General features: G+C 75.6%; 15 protein-coding genes. 11 read left to right on the top strand and 4 right to left on the bottom strand.

The features are described 5' to 3' along the window. Positions 1-124 precede the first annotated feature (124 nt). The 3 genes from hrcA to ACRYR8_RS01460 are packed head-to-tail and all read left to right on the top strand — an operon-like array spanning position 125 to position 2,861. Positions 125-1,168 carry a heat-inducible transcriptional repressor HrcA gene (gene hrcA, locus ACRYR8_RS01470; RefSeq protein WP_432482300.1) on the top strand — a complete coding sequence of 348 codons (1,044 nt, stop codon included), beginning with the start codon at positions 125-127 and terminating at the stop codon, positions 1,166-1,168. 39 nt (positions 1,169-1,207) lie between these two features. Next, on the top strand, positions 1,208-2,326 hold the full coding sequence (gene dnaJ / locus ACRYR8_RS01465; RefSeq protein WP_432482299.1) for a molecular chaperone DnaJ: 1,119 nt from the start codon (positions 1,208-1,210) through the stop codon (positions 2,324-2,326). A gap of 34 nt (positions 2,327-2,360) precedes the next feature. After that, positions 2,361-2,861: a hypothetical protein gene (locus tag ACRYR8_RS01460; protein ID WP_432482298.1), complete on the top strand. Its 501-nt coding sequence runs from the start codon at positions 2,361-2,363 to the stop codon at positions 2,859-2,861. A gap of 78 nt (positions 2,862-2,939) precedes the next feature. Here the strand turns inward: ACRYR8_RS01460 and ACRYR8_RS01455 are convergent, their stop codons facing one another. Together ACRYR8_RS01455 and ACRYR8_RS01450 are read right to left on the bottom strand one after the other, a co-directional pair. Continuing rightward, entirely contained in the window at positions 2,940-4,118 is a 1,179-nt protein-coding gene (locus ACRYR8_RS01455) for a Gmad2 immunoglobulin-like domain-containing protein (protein ID WP_432482297.1), read from the bottom strand. Beyond that, positions 4,115-4,714, bottom strand: a complete 600-nt coding sequence (locus ACRYR8_RS01450; RefSeq protein ID WP_432482296.1) for an RNA polymerase sigma factor — start codon at positions 4,712-4,714, stop codon at positions 4,115-4,117. Before ACRYR8_RS01450 ends, ACRYR8_RS01455 begins: the two co-directional genes overlap by 4 nt. 132 nt (positions 4,715-4,846) lie before the next feature. Between ACRYR8_RS01450 and ACRYR8_RS01445 the strand changes: the two genes are divergently transcribed. Genes ACRYR8_RS01445 through ngg form a run of 3 tightly spaced genes read left to right on the top strand, consistent with a single transcriptional unit; the run spans position 4,847 to position 8,830 of the window. Beyond that, positions 4,847-5,209, top strand: a complete 363-nt coding sequence (locus tag ACRYR8_RS01445) for an HIT domain-containing protein (protein ID WP_432482295.1) — start codon at positions 4,847-4,849, stop codon at positions 5,207-5,209. A 22-nt stretch (positions 5,210-5,231) separates the two neighbouring features. Continuing rightward, a complete protein-coding gene (locus ACRYR8_RS01440; RefSeq protein ID WP_432482294.1) occupies positions 5,232-7,016 on the top strand; it encodes an N-acetylglutaminylglutamine amidotransferase in 1,785 nt (594 codons plus the stop codon). Positions 7,017-7,033: 17 nt separating this feature from the next. After that, positions 7,034-8,830: an N-acetylglutaminylglutamine synthetase gene (ngg, locus tag ACRYR8_RS01435; RefSeq protein WP_432482293.1), complete on the top strand. Its 1,797-nt coding sequence runs from the start codon at positions 7,034-7,036 to the stop codon at positions 8,828-8,830. 41 nt (positions 8,831-8,871) lie between these two features. On the opposite strand, the gene ACRYR8_RS01430 is transcribed toward ngg, so the two are convergent. Continuing rightward, positions 8,872-10,107: a saccharopine dehydrogenase family protein gene (locus ACRYR8_RS01430; protein ID WP_432482292.1), complete on the bottom strand. Its 1,236-nt coding sequence runs from the start codon at positions 10,105-10,107 to the stop codon at positions 8,872-8,874. Between the two features lie 83 nt (positions 10,108-10,190). Here ACRYR8_RS01430 and ACRYR8_RS01425 point away from each other — a divergent pair, with 83 nt between their 5' ends. From ACRYR8_RS01425 to ACRYR8_RS01410, 4 genes are all read left to right on the top strand, one after another. Then, positions 10,191-10,922: a glutamine amidotransferase gene (locus ACRYR8_RS01425; RefSeq protein WP_432482291.1), complete on the top strand. Its 732-nt coding sequence runs from the start codon at positions 10,191-10,193 to the stop codon at positions 10,920-10,922. A gap of 199 nt (positions 10,923-11,121) precedes the next feature. Next, positions 11,122-12,288: an osmoprotectant NAGGN system M42 family peptidase gene (locus tag ACRYR8_RS01420; protein WP_432482354.1), complete on the top strand. Its 1,167-nt coding sequence runs from the start codon at positions 11,122-11,124 to the stop codon at positions 12,286-12,288. A 140-nt stretch (positions 12,289-12,428) separates the two neighbouring features. Next, positions 12,429-14,630: an aminodeoxychorismate synthase component I gene (pabB, locus tag ACRYR8_RS01415; RefSeq protein ID WP_432482290.1), complete on the top strand. Its 2,202-nt coding sequence runs from the start codon at positions 12,429-12,431 to the stop codon at positions 14,628-14,630. Then, positions 14,627-15,817: a 4-hydroxybenzoate 3-monooxygenase gene (locus ACRYR8_RS01410; RefSeq protein WP_432482289.1), complete on the top strand. Its 1,191-nt coding sequence runs from the start codon at positions 14,627-14,629 to the stop codon at positions 15,815-15,817. Before pabB ends, ACRYR8_RS01410 begins: the two co-directional genes overlap by 4 nt. A 19-nt stretch (positions 15,818-15,836) precedes the next feature. Here the strand turns inward: ACRYR8_RS01410 and ACRYR8_RS01405 are convergent, their stop codons facing one another. Continuing rightward, a complete protein-coding gene (locus ACRYR8_RS01405) occupies positions 15,837-16,721 on the bottom strand; it encodes an aminotransferase class IV (protein WP_432482288.1) in 885 nt (294 codons plus the stop codon). Positions 16,722-16,853: 132 nt separating this feature from the next. Between ACRYR8_RS01405 and ACRYR8_RS01400 the strand changes: the two genes are divergently transcribed. Then, positions 16,854-17,915, top strand: coding sequence for a PhoH family protein (locus tag ACRYR8_RS01400; protein WP_432482287.1), 1,062 nt, complete (start codon positions 16,854-16,856; stop codon positions 17,913-17,915). Positions 17,916-17,917 lie beyond the last annotated feature (2 nt).

Raw genomic sequence — 17,917 nt, 5'->3', positions numbered from 1 at the left:
CGCTAACGAGCGGTGCGGGCGGCGCGGTGGAGGCGCGCTGACCGGGTCCGCTGGCCTAGACTTGGCACTCGGATCCGGCGAGTGCCAGTGGGGTGCCCGCGGAGGACGGGGAGCGGAGGTGGGTGTGAGCGACGACCGCAGGCTCGCGGTGCTGCGCGCCATCGTCGAGGACTACGTCTCGACCCACGAGCCCGTGGGGTCCAAGGCGCTGGTCGAGCGGCACCGCCTCGGCGTGTCCCCGGCCACCATCCGCAACGACATGGCGGTGCTGGAGGAGGAGGGGTACATCGCCCAGCCGCACACCAGCGCCGGGCGCATCCCCACCGACAAGGGCTACCGCCTGTTCGTGGACCGCCTCGCCAACCTCAAGCCCATGTCGCCGGCCGAGCGCCGCGCCATCCAGGCCTTCCTCGACGGCGCCGTCGACCTCGACGACGTCGTGGACCGCACCGTGCGGCTGCTGGCGCAGATCACCCGCCAGGCCGCCGTCGTGCAGTACCCGTCGCTGTCGCGGGCGGCGGTGCGGCACGTGGAGGTGGTGCCCGTCGGCGGGCGCAGCGCGCTGCTGGTGCTCATCACCGACACCGGCCGCGTCGAGCAGCGCGTCGTCGACGTGCGCTCGGCCACGGACGTGGAGTCGCTGCCGGAGGTCCTGGCGGTGCTGCGCGACCGCGTCAACGCCGCCGTCGCCGGCAAGCGGCTGAAGCAGGCGCGCGAGGAGCTCACCGCCGTCGTCCAGGCCAGCCCGCCGGGCCACATGGCGGTGACCGCCGAGGTCGTCGCCGCGCTCGGCGACTGCCTGAGCGCCGGGCTGGAGGAGCGCGTCGTCATCGCCGGCACCGCCAACCTCGTCCGATCGGGCGCCGCCGACCTCGCCGCCTCCCTCGGCAGCGTGCTGGAGGCGCTGGAGGAGCACGTGGTGCTGCTGCGGCTGGTGCAGGAGATGGCCGAGGAGGGCGGCGGCGACCGCGGCGCGCTCACCGTGCGCATCGGCGCGGAGAACCTCCACCTCGGTCTGCCGGAGACCTCCGTGGTGACCAGCGGTTACGGCGAGGGGGAGGTCCTGGCCCGCCTCGGCGTGCTCGGTCCGACCCGCATGGACTACCCCACGACGATGGCGGCGGTGCGGGCGGTCTCCCGCTACGTGTCGCGCATCCTGTCCCAGTGACCCACCCGACCACCCCCCGACGGGAGACCTGAGCACCTCGTGAGCGACTACTACGACGTCCTCGGCGTCAGCAGGGACGCCTCGGCGGAGGACATCAAGCGCGCCTACCGCAAGCTGGCGCGCAAGCTCCACCCCGACGTCACCTCCGACCCCGACGCCGGGGACAGGTTCAAGGAGGTCTCCCAGGCCTACGAGACGCTCTCCAACCCGGACAAGCGCGCCCAGTACGACCGCGGCGGCGCACCCGGCGGGGCCGGCGGCTTCGGCCAGGGCTTCGGCTTCTCCGACATCATGGACGCGTTCTTCGGGCAGAGCGGGGCCGCCGGCGGCCGCGGCCCGGTCAGCCGCACCCAGCGCGGCCAGGACGCCCTCATCCGCGTGGACGTGGACCTGGCCGAGGCCGCCTTCGGCGGCGAGCGGCAGATCCAGGTCGACACCGCGGTGCTGTGCCCCACCTGCAAGGGGACCTGCTGCCAGCCGGGCACCCAACCGGAGACGTGCGACATCTGCGGCGGGCAGGGCTCGGTGCAGCGCGTGGTGCGCTCCCTGCTGGGGCAGGTCATGACCAGCCAGCCGTGCCCGACGTGCCACGGCTTCGGCACGGTGCTGCCCTCGCCGTGCCTGGAGTGCAGCGGGGAGGGGCGGGTGCGCGCCCGACGGCCGCTGACCATCCGCATCCCCGCCGGGGTGGACACCGGCACCCGCATCCAGCTCGCCGCCCAGGGCGAGGTCGGCACCGCCGGCGGCCCGCCCGGTGACCTGTACGTGGAGATCCACGAGCGCCCGCACCCGGTCTTCACCCGCCGCGGCGACGACCTGCTGTGCACGCTGGAGGTCCCCATGACGGCCGCCGCGCTGGGTGCCTCCATCCCGCTGGAGACCCTCGACGGCACCGAGGAGGTCGAGGTGCGCCCCGGTGCGCAGGGCGGGGAGGTCGTCACCCTGAAGCAGAAGGGCGCCGAGCACCTGCGTTCGGCGGGCCGCGGGGACCTCCTCGTCACCCTGGAGGTCACCACCCCGCGCGACCTCGACGATGAGCAGGAGGAGCTGCTGCGCCGCCTGGCGGAGGTGCGCGGCGAGGTGCGCCCCGCCGGCAAGCTGTCCCCCGCCCACCACGGCGTGTTCTCCAAGCTGCGCGAGCGCTTCGGCGGGCGCTGACGCCCGGTGCGCGTCCCTGCGGCAGGCTGGGGGCGTGCACGGGAAGGTCTTCGCCGGATCGGTCGTCCTGCACGCGGCCGCGGTCGTCGCGGCCGCGCTCGTGCTGCCCGAGCGGGTGCCCACCCGCTTCGGCGGCGGCGGTGGGGCCGACGAGTGGAGCAGCCGCGCGGAGGCGGTCGCCTCCTCCGCGCTGGCCGGCACCCTGGTGGCCGGGCTCTTCGCGGGGCTGGCGGCCTGGGTGCCGCGGCTGCCGCTGGAGGTGGTCAACGTGCCGAACGCCGCCTTCTGGAAGTCACCCGAGCACGAGGGGGAGCTGCGGCGCCGGCTCCGCGAGGACCTGCTGGGCATCGGCACGACCACGGTGCTGCTGCTCACCGCGGTGCAGGGCGCGCTGGTGCAGGCGGCGCTGTCGGGCACCGGCCGGCTGCCGTGGTGGTTCTTCGCCGTCCTCGGCGCCTGGCTCGCCGGCGTCCTCGGCTGGGTGCTCTCCCTCGCCCTCACCCGCTACCGGGTGCCCCGGGGCCCCGGCGGCTGAGCGCCGGCCGGTCACGGCCCCGAGGGGTGCGGTGAGGATTCCCCCGAGGGCCCTCACCGCACCGGATCGAGGGGAGCCTCAGCGCACGGTGAAGCTCTTGGTGTCGCCCGCCGGCTGGGCACCGGCCGCGCCGCCGGACTCGTCGGGACGCTCCACCAGGACGGTGTACTCGCCCGCGGGCAGCGGGATCGTCACCGAGAACTCCGCGAAGGTCCCGTTCGCGCCGGCCTGCACCGGTCCGCGGGCCACCTCCGCGCCGGAGGCGTCGGTGACGGTGTAGAGCAGCGTGCCCTCGAACGCGCTGCCCACGCCCTCCACGACGACCTGCCCAGGGGTCCCGGTGCCCACCGACGTGATCCACGCCGGTGCCTGCACGGCCTCCTGCGGCGCCCGCGAGACCGTCTCGGGCACCGCGTAGCCGAACACCAGCGGTTCGGCTGCGCCGTCCACGCGGATCTCGACGGGCAGGTCCTCACCGGCGGCGGCGGTGACGGTGTGGACGAGCTGCTGCACCGCGGCCGTGACGTCCCCGGCCTCGACGTCCCCGGCGGCGGCCGACGCGGCGATGTCCACGACGAGGCGGCCGTCCTGCGCGCTCACCGTCGCGGAGTCGTCCGGGCCCCAGGGGGAGGCGTAGTCCGGGTCCGAGGGCTGCCCGCCCAGCATGGCGCGCAGCGCGTTCGTCGGGTCGTCGGCCGCGTCCCCGGCGCGCACGTACTCGCGGAACAGCAGCTGCTGCTCCCCGCCCAGCCAGTACACCGGCACGGTCGTCGAGCCCGAGGGCAGCGCCCGGCCGGTGGGGGCGGTGGTCCCGGTGGTGGCCGCGGTGGTGGTCCCGGTGGTGGACCGCGGCTCCTCGGTGGCCCGCTCCTGGCCGGTGCCGGTGGCGGTGCCCCCCGCGTCCGGTTCGGAGCTGGCCGGGGTGGGCGCGCCGCTGCGCTCGGTCGCCGACGTGGGGGCGGAGGCGACGGTGCGCACCGACTCCCCGTCGCCGCGGGTCAGCGCGAAGGCGCTGCCACCGACGACGACGACCGCGGCGGCGGTCGCCACGGCGGCCCAGGCGCGGGTGGAGCGGCGGCGGGAGGTCGTGCTCATGCGGATCTCCTGGAGGCGGTCGGTGGGCTGCACGGTGTCGGCGCGCGCGGCGAGGGCGTCCCGCAGGGCGCGCGCGGTGGGGTCGGTGGCCGCGTCGGGCAGCGGCCCGGCGCTCACCGGGTCGTCGGGGTCCGGCGCGGGGCCGGGGTGGCGGTGGTTCACGGCGTCTCCTCCTGAGCGCGCAGACCGGCGCGCAGCGCCGCCAGCCCGCGGTGCGCGTGCGTCTTGACGGCCCCGCGGCTGATGCCCAGGGCTTCGGCGATGTCCTGCTCGGACAGGTCCGCGGAGTAGCGCAGGACGAGGACCTCCCGCTGGCGCACCGGCAGGGCGTCCAGCGCGGCCAGCACGAGGCGGTGCTCGGCCGAGCGCACCGCCCGCTCCTCCGGGCCCTCCGGCGCCGGGTCGGGCAGCGGGCGCTTGCGGTCGGCCACGGCCCGGTGGCGCAGCACGTCGCGGGCGCCGTTCACCACCGCCTGGCGCAGGTACGCCACGGCGGCGGCGCGGTCGTCCAGCCGTCGCCAGCGCCGGTGCAGCGCCACGAACGCCTCCTGCACCACCTCCTCGGCGGTGGAGGTCTCCCCGGTGAACTCCGCGGCCAGCGCCACCAGGCGCCGCCAGTGCGCGGTGTACAGGACGGTCACGGCCGTGTCCGCGTCCCAGGTGCGGGGGTCCTCGGGGTCCGCGGCGCCGCCGCCGGGGTGCTCGCCGGAGCCCGGGCGCACGTCGCCGGGCCCCCGGCCGACCTGCCGGTCAGCCACGGCGCGCCGCGCTCTGAGCATCTCCACACCAGTACGACGAGCGACGAGCGGTCACGGTTGACATCCAACCGGACCCGGTCGCGGTGGCGGGGGAGGCGGGCGGCCGGTGGGCGGCCCGGGTACCGTGCCGCCATGAGCGGCAGACGGAACGGCAGCGCCCCCGCCGACCTCTTCCTGCGCATCGTCGCGGGGGAGCTGCCGGCGACGGTCGTGCACTCCGACGAGCTCGTCGTCGCCTTCGAGGACGCCGACCCGCAGGCTCCCGTGCACGTCCTGGTCGTCCCGCGCGAGCGCCACGAGACCGTCGCCGACCTCGCCGCGGCGGCCCCCGCGACGCTCGCGCGCCTGGTCCAGGTGGCCCAGCGGGTGGCCGACGAGCGCTGCGGCGGGCACTACCGGCTCGTGTTCAACAGCGGCGAGGACGTGGGTCAGTCGGTGCCCCACGTGCACGGCCACGTCCTGGGCGGCCGGCCCTTCACTTGGCCGCCCGGCTAGTCAGAGGGTTGGATGGGGTCCCATGTGCGGCTTGTGCGGTGAGATCACGTTCGACGGTCGGCCTGCGGACATCGGGGCGGTCCAGCGGATGTCGCAGCCGCTGGCGTCCCGCGGGCCGGACGGCGAGGGCTACTGGGCGCAGGGCCGGGTGGCCTTCGGGCACCGGCGGCTGTCGATCATCGACCTGTCGGTGTGCGGCTCGCAGCCCATGGTGGACCCCGACCTGGGCCTGCACGCGGTCTTCAACGGCTGCATCTACAACTACAGGGAGCTGCGCGAGGAGCTGATCGGTCACGGGTACCGGTTCAGCTCGACCTCGGACACCGAGGTCATCCTCAAGGGGTACCACCGGTGGGGCACCGACGTGGTGGACCACCTCAAGGGCATGTTCGCCGTCGTCCTGCACGAGCGGGACTCCGGCCGCGTGGTCCTCATGCGCGACCGCCTCGGCATCAAGCCGCTCTACCTGGCGGAGACGCCGGGGCGGCTGCGCTTCGCCTCCTCGCTGCCGGCGCTGCTGGCCGCCGGGGACGTGGACACCACCATCGACCCCGTCGCGCTGCACCACTACCTCTCCTGGCACGCCGTGGTGCCCGCTCCGCTGACGATCCTCAAGGGCGTGCGCAAGCTGCCCCCCGCGACCGTCCGCGTGGTCGAGGCCGACGGCACCAGCCGCGAGCACCGCTACTGGAACGCCCAGCACGTGCGCCGCGAGCAGTTCACCGGCTTCTCCGGCGAGGACTGGGAGGACGCCGTCCTGGACTCCCTGCGCGCAGCGGTGCGCCGGCGCACCGTCGCCGACGTGCCCGTGGGGGTGCTGCTCTCCGGCGGCCTGGACTCCAGCCTCATCACCGGCCTGCTGGCCGAGGCGGGGCAGACCGACCTGGCGACCTACTCCATCGGCTTCGAGTCCGTCGGCGGCCGCGAGGGCGACGAGTTCGCCTACTCCGACGTCATCGCCGAGCGCTACGCGACGAACCACCACCGCATCCGCGTCACCGGCGACGAGCTCGTCGGGGCGCTGGGCCACGCCGTCGGCGCCATGCACGAGCCCATGGTGAGCCACGACGTCGTCGCGTTCGACCTGCTGAGCCAGCACGTGTCGCAGTCGATCCGGGTCGTGCAGTCCGGGCAGGGCGCCGACGAGGTCTTCGGCGGCTACCACTGGTACCCGCCGCTGGCCGGGCTCACCCCCGAGCAGGGCGTCGACGCCTACGCGAAGGCGTTCTTCGACCGCGACCACGCCCAGATGGCGCAGGTCCTGCAGCCGCAGTGGACGACCGGTTCCGACGTCTCGCGCGACTTCGTCCGCCGGCACTTCACCCGCCCCGGCGCCGAGACCGCCGTGGACGCCGCGCTGCGCCTGGACACCGAGGTCATGCTCGTCGACGACCCCGTCAAGCGCGTGGACAACACCACGATGGCCTGGGGCCTGGAGGCCCGCGTGCCGTTCCTGGACCACGAGCTGGTGGAGCTGGCGGCGGCGATCCCGCCGGAGCTGCACCTGTCCGAGGACGGCAAGGGCGTGCTCAAGCGCGTGGGCCGCAAGGTCATCCCCCGCGAGGTCATCGACCGGCCCAAGGGCTACTTCCCCGTCCCGGCGATCACCCACCTGCAGGGCAAGGTGCTGGGCCTGGTGAAGGACGCGCTGACCAGCGAGGCCGCCCGCAGGCGCGGCCTGTTCCGCCCCGAGTACGTCTCCGAGCTCGTGCGCGACCCCAACGCCGAGCTCACCCCGCTGCGCGGCAACAAGCTGTGGCAGCTGGGCCTGCTGGAGCTGTGGCTGCAGCAGCACGGGATCGACTGAACCGCCGGGGGAGGACGATGAGCACCGTGGGAACCCGCCGCCGGGCGAACGTGGCCGGGCTCAGGCACCGGGGTCTGGACGCACCCGCCATCTCCAGCCGCAACTGGCAGCGGCCGCCGAGCCACTTCACGCGCGGCATGGCCAGCGACGTCGTGCTCGACATGGGGTGGGGCCGGCTCGTCTTCGGCCACACGTTCGCCGACCAGCGCGACGTCGTCGACGCCCTGCGCGCCGAGGAGACCGGTGAGCGCGACATCGCCATGTACGTGCGCGAACCGCAGGTCCTGGTGGGCCTGGCGCCGCACGAGCTGTTCATGGACCCCTCGATCACGTTCCGGCTGCAGCTGTCGCGCTACCGGGCACCGCGCGACCGCAACCCCGACGTGTTCGTGCGCATGGTCCGCGAGCGCTCCGAGCTGGACGACGTCAACCGCCTCTACGCCGCGAACGGCATGGTGACGTCCGACCCGGACGTCATGTGGGCCAACCACCGCACGCGCACCTTCACGTACCTGGTCGCGGAGGACACCCGCACCCGCCAGATCGTCGGCACCGTCACCGGCGTCGACCACGTCCTCGCCTTCGGCGACCCGGACGAGGGCGCCAGCCTGTGGTGCCTGGCCGCCGACCCCCAAGCCGCCCCGCGCGGTGTCGGTGAGGCGCTCGTGCGGACCCTCGCCGAGCGCTACGTCGCCCGCGGGCGCGCCATCCTCGACCTGTCCGTGCTGCACGACAACGACGGCGCCATCGCCCTGTACCGGAGGCTGGGTTTCCGGCCGGCGCCGCCCGTGGTCGTCAAGCGCAAGAACCCCATCAACCGGCCGTTGTTCTCCCCGCAGCCGGACCAGCTGGGGGAGCTGAACCCGTACGCGCGCATCATCGCCGACGAGGCCCTGCGCCGCGGGGTGCGGGTGGAGGTCACCGACGCGCCCAGCGGGGAGATGCGGCTGACGTTCGGGGGGCGCTCGCTGCTGACGCGCGAGTCGCTGTCGGAACTGACCAGCGCCGTCGCGATGAGCCGGTGCGACGACAAGCGCGTCACCCGCCGGTTGCTGGCCGCCACCGGTGTGCGGGTGCCGCGGGCGGTGGAACTGGCCTCCGACCCGCTGGCGGACGAGGCCGGCCTGGCCGCCGCCGAGCGCCTCATCGCCGAGACCGGTCCCGTCGTGGTGAAACCCGCCCGCGGTGAGCAGGGCAAGGGCATCACCGTGGGCGTCGCCGGCGGTGAGGCCCTGCGCCGCGCGGTCGCCGAGGCCGCGGCGAACTGCCCGGACGTGCTGGTGGAGGAGTTCGTCGCCGGGCAGGACCTGCGCATCGTCGTCATCGACCACGAGGTCGTCGCCGCCGCGGTGCGTCGCCCCGCCGCCGTCATCGGCACCGGCGGCGACGACGTCCGGACCCTGGTGGCCAAGCAGAGCCGGCGCCGTGCCGCCGCCACCGGCGGCGAGTCCAGCATCCCGCTGGACGCCACCACCGAGGCCGTCGTGCACGAGGCCGGGTACGCCCTCGACGACGTCCTGCCGCGCGGGGAGCGCCTGGAGGTGCGCCGCACGGCGAACCTGCACACCGGCGGGACCATCGAGGACGTCACCGACGACCTGCACCCCGACCTGCTGGACGCGGCGGTGGCCGCCAGCCGCGCCATCGGCATCCCCGTCACCGGCCTGGACCTGCTGGTGCCGGACGTGTCCGGTCCCGAGCACGTCGTCATCGAGGCCAACGAGCGCCCCGGGTTGGCGAACCACCAGCCGCGGCCGACGGCGCAGCGGTTCCTGGACCTGCTCTTCCCGGAGACGCGGCGGGCGCAGGGCTGAGCTCCGCGCGGGACCACCACGTGCCGGCCGGGCGGTACCGGTCAGCGGCTGCTCCGCTCGGTGCCCACGGTGAAGCCCCGGGCGCGCAGGCGCTCGGCGAGGACCGTGCCGATCCCGGTGGCGGGGGTGAGGACCCCCGCGGCGTCGGGCAGTCGGTCCCCGTCGAGGGCGAGGGCCAGCGCGCTCTCGCCGAGCATCACGGCGGTGGCCGCGTACCCGGGGTCGCCCTGCGCGGCGACGGTCGTGCGGTAGCGGCGGCCGCCGGCGGTGCGGGCGTCCAGCTCCAGCCGGAACCTCCCGGTGCGCCGGGTCCGCTCGCCCGGGCCGCTGCCGGGCGCGGGCAGCAGGCGGTCGACCACGGGCCGGGCGCGGCGCAGCGACAGCGCGCCGGCGACGGCGCCCAGAGCGCCCGTCACCGCGAACGCGCCCACCGGGGCCGCCCGGCCGGTGAACGCCACCACCTCCCGGTACCGCATCCGCGGCCCGTAGGCGTGATCGAGCAGCGCGTTGCTGCGGCGCACGACGCGAGTGTTGAACGGGGCCATCACGAACGGCGCGGTCCAGACGCCGTCCGCGCTGCGGCGGGTGGGACGGAACACGTCGCGCTGCTCGCCCAGGTCGGGTTCGGCGTCGCGGTCCGGGCTGAGGGCGTACGGGTCGGCCAGCAGCCGCCGGGCCGCGGGGTCGCTGCGGGCGGTGTCCATCTGCAGGCGCAGGGAGTCGACGGTGCCGCCGCTGACGCCGCCGCGCAGCGAGCGCACCTCCAGCACGGCGTCGGTGAGCGGGCCGGCGCCGTCGGAGGTGGCGCGCTCGTGCGCCAGCAGCACCGCCAGGTCGGAGGGGACGGAGTCGAAACCGCACGAGTGCACGACCCGCGCGCCGGTGGTGGCGGCGGTCCCGTCGAACCCGTCGATGCTGCGGCGCACGAACAGCACCTCACCGGTCAGGTCCGCGTAGTGGGTGCCGGCCCGGGCGCAGGCCTCCACCAGCGGCTGCCCGTGCCGCAGGTAGGGGCCGACGGTGGAGACCACGACGCGGGCCGCCCCGGCCAGTTCGCGCAGGGACGCCGGGTCGCCGGAATCGGCCACGAGCAGCGGCCACCCTGCGGCACCCGCCCCCAGCCCGTCGCGCACCTGTTCCAGGCGCTGCGGTGAGCGACCCGCGAGGCCGGTGCGGGTGCCCGCCGGGGCGTGGCGCGCCAGGTGCGCGGCCACGAGGCGGCCGGCGAAACCGGTCGCTCCGAACACGACGACGTCCAGGTCGCGGTCCCGGTGCACCCGGCCCACCGTAGCCACCCCGCTCCCCGCCGCCACCCGTCCTGCGGCGGGGACCCGGTGCGGGGGAGGGCTACCGTGCGCGGGTGAGACCGTTCCTCCTGCTCGCCACCCGCGAGCACGACGGCGTCGCCGACGCCGAGCACGCCGCCGTCCTGCGCTACGGCGGGCTGGAACCCGGCGAGCTCGTCCGGGTCCGCCTGGAGCGCGAGCCGATGCCCGAGGTGGACCTCGGCGCCTTCTCCGGCGTCGTCGTCGGCGGCAGCCCGTTCTGCACCAGCGACCCCGAGGACGGGAAACCGCCGACCCAGCGCCGGGTGGAGCGCGAGCTGGCCGCGCTGCTGGACCGCGTGGTCGCCGCCGACGTGCCGTTCCTGGGTGCCTGTTACGGCATCGGCACGCTGGGCGTCCACCAGGGCGGCGTGGTCGACCGGACCTTCGGCGAGCCGATCGGCGTGACCCCGGTCAGCCTCACGCGGGCCGGGCGTGCCGACCCGGTGTTCGGCGCCCTGCCCGACGTGTTCGACGCCTTCGTCGGGCACAAGGAGGCGCTGCGCGTGCCGCCGCCGCACGCGGTGGTCCTGGCCACCTCACCCGCGTGCCCGGTGCAGGCGTTCCGCGTCGGGGAGCACCAGTACGCCACGCAGTTCCACCCCGAGCTCGACGTGGAGGGGATCGTGCAGCGCGTCACGGTCTACCGGGGGTCCGGGTACTTCCCGCCCGGGGAGCTGGACGCCGTGGTCGCCCGGCTGCGCGCCGCGCGCGTCGACGTCGCCTCGCGGGTCCTGCAGCGCTTCGTGGAGCGCTACCGCAGCTGAAGCGCGGCGGCGCGACCCGGTGGGCGGTGGGGCCACCCGGCCCCCCGGCCTCGCGCGGCCCACCGCGCCGCCGCCAACGCGCCCGGCTGTGACGCGCGGACCCGCAGACGGCAGTATCGCCCCCGTGAGCAGCACCGACCGTCCCCACCAGCACACCGCCCCGGCCCCCACCACCGCGTCCGACTCCTCGGCGGGAACCGTGGACGCGCCGATCGACGTGGACTACCTCACGACCACGCTCATGGAGCTGCTGCGCATCCCCAGCCCCTCCGGCCGCACCGACGCGGTCATGCAGGTCGTGGGGCAGCACATCGAGAGCCTGGGGCTGCCGGTCGACCTGACCCGCCGCGGCATCCTGCGCGCCACCCTCCGGGGCCGCACCGACGCGGCGCGCCGCGCCGTCGTGGTGCACGCCGACACCATCGGGCTGATGGTCAAGCGGGTGAAGGACAACGGCCGCCTGGAGGTCGTGCCCGTCGGCAGCCACAGCGCCCGGTTCTCCGAGGGCGCGCACGTGACGATCTTCACCGACGACTTCGACAAGGTGTACACGGGCACCGTCCTGCCGCTGAAGAGTTCCGGTCACACCTTCGGCGACGAGATCGACACCCAGGGTGTCGGCTGGCAGTTCGTCGAGGTGCGCATCGACGAGCCGGTGGCGTCGGACTCCGACGTGCGGGCCCTGGGCGTCGAGGTCGGCGACTTCGTCGCCCTGGACGCCGCTCCCCAGATCACCCGTGGCGGCTACGTGAAGTCGCGCCACCTGGACGACAAGGCGGGCCTGGCCGTGTGCCTGACCGCCCTGAAGGCGCTGCGCGACGCCGACCTGCCGCTGGCCGTCACCGCCCAGTTCCTCGTGACGATCGGTGAGGAGGTCGGTTTCGGCGCCACCCACGGCCTGGCGCCCGAGCTGGCCGAACTGGTCGCCGTGGACAACGCGGTCGTCGCCGAGGGGCAGAGCTCGCGCGAGGAGACGGTCAGCATCGGCATGCTCGACATGACCGGCCCCTTCGACTACCACCTCTCCCGGCGGCTGCACTCCCTGGCCCGCTCCCACGGCATCCCGGCGGTGCGCGACGTCTACCGCCACTACCGCTCCGACGCCGCTCCCGCGCTGGAGGCCGGGATGGAGGCGCGCGCCGCCCTGCTGGGCTTCGGGCTGGAGTCCAGCCACGGCCACGAGCGCACGCACATGGACGGCCTGGTGGCGCTGACGCGGCTGCTGGTGGTCTACCTGCAGAGCGGGCTCACGTTCGCCGAGTGGGACCGCACCGAGCACGGCGACCTCGCCGACTTCCCCTCCGACAGCGTGCAGCCGGCACAGCTGGAGCCGGTGGACCGCACGGTGGTCGTCGACCGTCAGTGACTCGTTCACCACGTGGTGTGGGGGTGTTCACGTCGCACCACGTGCAGCAGCAGGGCGTGTGGCTCTCCGTGACCAGCCTGGCCTAGGGTCGCGCAAGGCGCCGGGGGGGCGTCGTGCGCAACCAGGGGGGAGGGACGCCGGTGCGGGTCCTGCTCGTGGACAACCACGACTCGTACACCTACAACGTGTTCCAGCTCATCGCCGGGGTCACCGGCACCGAGCCGCTCGTGCTCACCAACGACGCCCTCGCGCCGGCGGACCTCGACCTCGGCGGTGTGGACGCCGTCGTGCTGTCGCCCGGCCCCGGGCACCCGGGCCGCGAACGCGACTTCGGGTCGTGCGCGGAGGTCCTGGCCCGCGCCGAGGTGCCCGTGCTCGGGATCTGCCTCGGTCACCAGGGCATCGGCCTCGCGGCCGGCGCGCCCGTCGTGCCCGCCCCGGAGCCGCGGCACGGCCACGTCGACCGGATCCACCACGACGGCACCGGGCTCTTCGAGGGCCTGCCCCAGGACTTCGCCGCCGTGCGCTATCACTCGCTGTGCGTGCAGGAGCCCCTGCCGGCGCAGCTGGTCGCCACCGCCTGGTCCGAGGACGGGGTCGTGATGGGGCTGCGCCACACCGGGCGGCCCTTCCAGGGGGTGCAGTTCCACCCCGAGTCGATCGAGAGCGAGCACGGCGCGGCGATCGTGCGGAACTTCCTGCGCACCGCCCGCGCCGCGACCGCCGTGCGGACCGTGCCCTCGGCACCGCCCGCTGCCCCCGCCGCCACCGCGCCCGCTGCTCCCGCGGCGGAGCGGGCCGGCGCGCGCAGCACGTACCGGCTGCTGACGCGGGTGCTCCAGCGCCCCGTGGACACCGAGGCGGCGTTCGTGCGCCTGAACGCCCGCAGCGGGCGGGCCTACTGGCTGGACAGCGCGCGCACCGGACCCGGCACCGGGCGCTTCTCCTTCCTCGGCGACGCCGAGGGACCGGACGCCGAGCAGGTCACCTACCGCGTCGGGGACGGCGCCGTGACGGTGCGCGACCGGCGCGGGGAGCGCCGCGTGCCCGGCACGGTCTTCGAGCACCTGGAGCGCGAGACCGCCCGCCGCCGCATCGACCCCGCCGACCGCCCCCGGGACCTGCCGTTCGACTTCGCCGGCGGCTTCGTCGGCTACCTCGGTTACGAGCTGCGCGCCGACTGCGGTTCGCCGACGCAGCGGCGTGCCGCGTCCCCCGACTCCGCGTGGGTGTTCGCCGACCGCTTCGTGGCCGTCGACCACGAGCTGGGCCGCACCCACCTGGTGGCCCTCGCGCCCGTCGACGGCGGCGAGCCGGCCCTGGCGGCCGCCGAGCGCTGGCTGACGGGCACCGCCGGCGCTCTCGCCGACGTCCCCGCCGCCGGCCAGGTCCGGGCCGAGGCCGCACCCGCGCTGCCCGAGGAGGTGCTCGCGCCGCTGCTGGACCGCACCCGCGCGCAGTACGAGGCGGCCGTGGCCAGGAGCCAGGAGGCGCTGCGCGCGGGGGAGAGCTACGAGGTGTGCCTGACCGCGCAGGCGCGCGTGCCGGCCGCCGTCGGCGGGCTGGAGGCCTACCGCCGGTTGCGCCGGGTCAACCCCGCCCCCTACGCCGCGTACCTGCGCTTCGACGACCTCGAGGTGGCCTGCGCCTCCCCGGAGCGCTTCCTGACGATCGACCGCGACCGCTGGGCCGAGGCGCGACCCATCAAGGGCACCGCCCCGCGCGGGCGCACCCCGGAGGCGGACGAGGAGCTGCGTCGCGGGCTGCGCACCAGCGCCAAGACCCGCGCCGAGAACCTCATGATCGTCGACCTGCTGCGCAACGACCTCGGCCGCGTGTGCGAGGTCGGCTCGGTGAGCGTCCCGGCGCTCATGGCCACCGAGACGTACGCGACGGTCCACCAGCTCGTCTCCACGATCCGCGGGCGGTTGCGCGCGGACACGTCCCCGGTCGGCGCCGTGCGGGCCTGCTTCCCCGGCGGGTCGATGACGGGTGCGCCGAAGCTGCGCACCATGGAGATCATCGACGACCTGGAGCAGCGCCCGCGCGGCGTCTACTCCGGCGCCATCGGGTACTTCTCGCTCACCGGCGCGGTCGACCTCAACATCGTCATCCGGACCCTGGTCCTCGAGGGCGGGCAGTGGACGGTCGGCGCCGGCGGCGCGATCGTGCTCGACTCCGACCCGGGGGAGGAGTACGAGGAGGCCCTGCTCAAGGCCGGTGCCTCGCTGCGCGCGGTGCTCGGCGCGACCGCCCCCGCACCGCGCTCGGCACCGCCGGAGGAGGCCGGGGCGGCCGCCGGCACGCCCGCCGGCACGCCCGCCGCAGCGGTGCGGCGGTGAGCGCCGTGCGCGACGTCGACGTCGTGGTCGTCGGCGCGGGGCCCGCCGGGCTGCTGGTCTCCCACCTGCTGCGCCGGCAGGGCCTGGACGTGGTGGTGCTGGAGCGGCGCAGCCGTGCCCACGTCGAGGCCCGCGTGCGCGCCGGGCTGCTGGAGAACGGCACGGTCGAGGTGCTGCGCAAGGCGGGGCTGGCCGGTCGCCTGGACGCCGACGCCCTCGTGCACGACGGGCTGGAGCTGCGGGTGGACGGCGTCGCGCACCGGCTGCCGTTCCGGGAGCTGACCGGCCAGCCGGTGTTCGTGTACGGCCAGCAGCTGGTGGTGCGCGACCTGCTGGCGGCCGCCGACGCCGACGGCGCCGACGTGCGCTTCGAGGCCGCCGACGTGCAGCTGTCCGGGCTGACGTCACCGGCGCCGGTGGTGCGGGCGAGCACCCCGCAGGGTCCGGTCGCCTTCCGCTGCCGCGCGGTCGCCGGCTGCGACGGCTACCACGGCGTGGCGCGGCGCTCGGTGCCCGAGGGGGTGTTCCGCACGTTCACCCGCGAGCACCCGTACTCGTGGTTCGGCGCGCTGGCGCACACCCCGCCGGTCTCCGAGGAGCTCGTCTACACGATCTCCGAGCGGGGCTTCGCGCTGCTGAGCATGCGCTCGCCGTCGGTCAGCCGCGTGTACCTGCAGGTGCCCCGCGGCACCCGGCCGCAGGACGTGAGCGACGAGCGGCTGTGGGGCGAGCTGCAGCAGCGGCTGGGGGAGGAGGCGCCCCTGACGCCCGGCCCGGTCCTGGAACGGGTGCTGGTGGACCTGCGCAGCGTGGTCGTCGAGCCGATGCAGCACGGTCGGCTCCTCCTGGCCGGCGACGCCGCGCACATCGTCCCGCCCAGCGCCGCCAAGGGGCTGAACATGGCGGTGGAGGACGCCGAGGCGCTGGCCGAGGCGCTGGTCGCCGACCTGCGCGACGGCGAGCCGGAGGCGCTGGAGACCTACTCGCGGCGCCGGCTGCCGGGGGTGTGGCAGGCGCAGGCGTTCTCGGACGCGACCACCACGCTGTTCCACACCCCGGCCGGGCCGGACCCGGACGCCGCCGCGCTGGCGGACCGGCTGCGGCGGGCGGCGCTGCAGCGGGTCCTGGACTCGCCGACGGCGGCGCGGGACTTCGCCGAGCACTACGTCGGGCTCGCGCGGCGCTGAGCCCCGCGGCTGGACGGGCTCAGAAGCCCGCCCAGCCGCGCACGCGGGCCGTCAGGGCGGGGTCGCGGTGCAGCTCGGCGCCGTCCAGGGCGAGCAGCTCGGCCACGCCGCGGACGCTGGAGGTCAGCCACACCGCGTCCGCCGCCAGCAGGTCCCCGACGGTCCCGGCCACCTCGCGGGCGCCGACGCCCTCGGCGGCCGCCGCGGCGAACACCGCCCGCTGCACGGTGCCCGGCAGGACGCCGGTCCCCTCGACCGGGGGCGTGCGCAGCTCCCCGCCCGCCGACCACACCAGCGAGGCCGTCGGCGACTCCAGCAGCAGGCCGCGCGCGTCCACCAGCACCGCGTCGTCGGCGCCGCGGCGGGCCGCCTCGCGCAGGGCCGCGGAGTTCACGGCGTACGACAGGCACTTGACCCCGCCCAGCAGCCACGGCGCCGAGGCGTGCACGCGCGCGTCCACCCCCGTGGGCAGGGTCACGGCCCGCACCCCCTCGGCGCGCGCGCGCAGCAGCGCGGGCCCCACCGGCGACAGCGTGCCCACGCCCGTGGCCGTGCCCGTGCCGGGCACACCGCGGGTCACGACCAGCTTCAGCACCGCCTCCGCGCCCGCCGGCACCGCGTCCACGAGGCCGGCGACCAGGGCCAGCCACGCCCCGCGGTCGGGCGCGGGCAGGTCCATCGCGGCGCAGGACGCGGCCAGCCGCTCCAGGTGCGCGTCCAGGTGCTGCACGTGGGCGGCGGCGCCGGGGCGCCCCACCACCCGCAGCGTCTCGAAGCACCCGTCGCCGCGGCCGAGGCCCAGGTCGTCGGCGCGCACCGCCGGCGCGTCCGCGGGCACCTCGCCCCGTCCCAGCACCGCCACCCGCGCGCGCACCGGCGCACCGCCCGTCGTCGTCGTGCTCACGCCGCGAGTGTGGACCACCGGGCCGCGGGCGCCGCGGGGTCCCGGCACCGGCGGGCGGTGTCCGGGCCGGTGGCTACGATTGGCACCGACACCAGCTCCCCACCACGGAGGCGAACGGCCCCAGGGCCGACCATGGCCAGCAACGACACCACCCCCGCCGAGGGCGTGCCCGGCGTCGAGCCGGCGACCGCCCGCCACGTCGTCGTCGTGCCCCCCGAGGTCTCGATGGTCTCCCTCCTGGGCCCGCGCGACGAGCTGCTGCGCGTGCTGGAGCGGGCCTTCACCCGTACCGACCTCCACGTGCGCGGCAACGAGATCGCCGTCACCGGGTCCGCCGGCGAGGTCGCCCTCGTCGAGCGACTGGTCGACCAGATGCTCGCCGTGCTCGCCGCCGGCCAGCCGCTCTCGGCGGACGCGGTGGAGCGCTCCGTGGCGATGCTGCGCGCCCAGGCCGCCGGCACCGGCAGCGAGCGCCCCGCGGACGTGCTGACGCTGAACATCCTGTCCACCCGCGGGCGCACCATCCGCCCCAAGACGGTGAACCAGAAGCACTACGTCGACGCCATCGACGACCACACCGTCGTCTTCGGCATCGGCCCGGCCGGCACCGGCAAGACGTACCTGGCGATGGCCAAGGCCGTCCAGGCGCTGCAGGCCAAGCAGGTCAACCGGATCGTGCTGACGCGTCCGGCCGTGGAGGCCGGTGAGCGGCTGGGGTTCCTGCCGGGCACGCTGACGGACAAGATCGACCCGTACCTGCGGCCGCTGTACGACGCGCTGCACGACATGCTCGACCCGGACTCGATCCCCCGGCTGATGGCGGCGGGCACGATCGAGGTCGCGCCGCTGGCGTACATGCGCGGGCGCACCCTCAACGACGCCTTCATCATCCTCGACGAGGCGCAGAACACCTCGCCCGAGCAGATGAAGATGTTCCTGACCCGCCTGGGGTTCAACTCCAAGATCGTCGTCACCGGTGACGTGACGCAGGTGGACCTGCCCAGCGGCACCGAGTCCGGCCTGCGCGTGGTGCAGGACATCCTCGAGGGCATCGAGGACGTGCACTTCTCCCGCCTGACCAGCACCGACGTCGTCCGGCACCGCCTGGTCTCGGAGATCGTCGACGCGTACGGCCGCTGGGAGGACGCCCGGCCCGCCCGGTCGCCGCAGCCCCAGCAGCGCGGGCGCCGGTGAGC

It is taken from the genome of Kineococcus esterisolvens (assembly GCF_050871405.1).
GTDB lineage: Bacteria > Actinomycetota > Actinomycetes > Actinomycetales > Kineococcaceae > Kineococcus.
Note: the sequence above shows the minus strand (reverse complement) of the source record. Positions and strands in the feature narration are given on the sequence as shown.

What these genes read in the sequence shown, in the direction of transcription:
- ACRYR8_RS01445 (WP_432482295.1), top strand. Translation starts at nt 4,847, where the DNA reads ATGAGCGGCAGACGGAACGGCAGCGCCCCCGCCGACCTCTTCCTGCGC.
- ACRYR8_RS01440 (WP_432482294.1), top strand. Translation starts at nt 5,232, where the DNA reads ATGTGCGGCTTGTGCGGTGAGATCACGTTCGACGGTCGGCCTGCGGAC.
- ngg (WP_432482293.1), top strand. Translation starts at nt 7,034, where the DNA reads ATGAGCACCGTGGGAACCCGCCGCCGGGCGAACGTGGCCGGGCTCAGG.
- ACRYR8_RS01400 (WP_432482287.1), top strand. Translation starts at nt 16,854, where the DNA reads ATGGCCAGCAACGACACCACCCCCGCCGAGGGCGTGCCCGGCGTCGAG.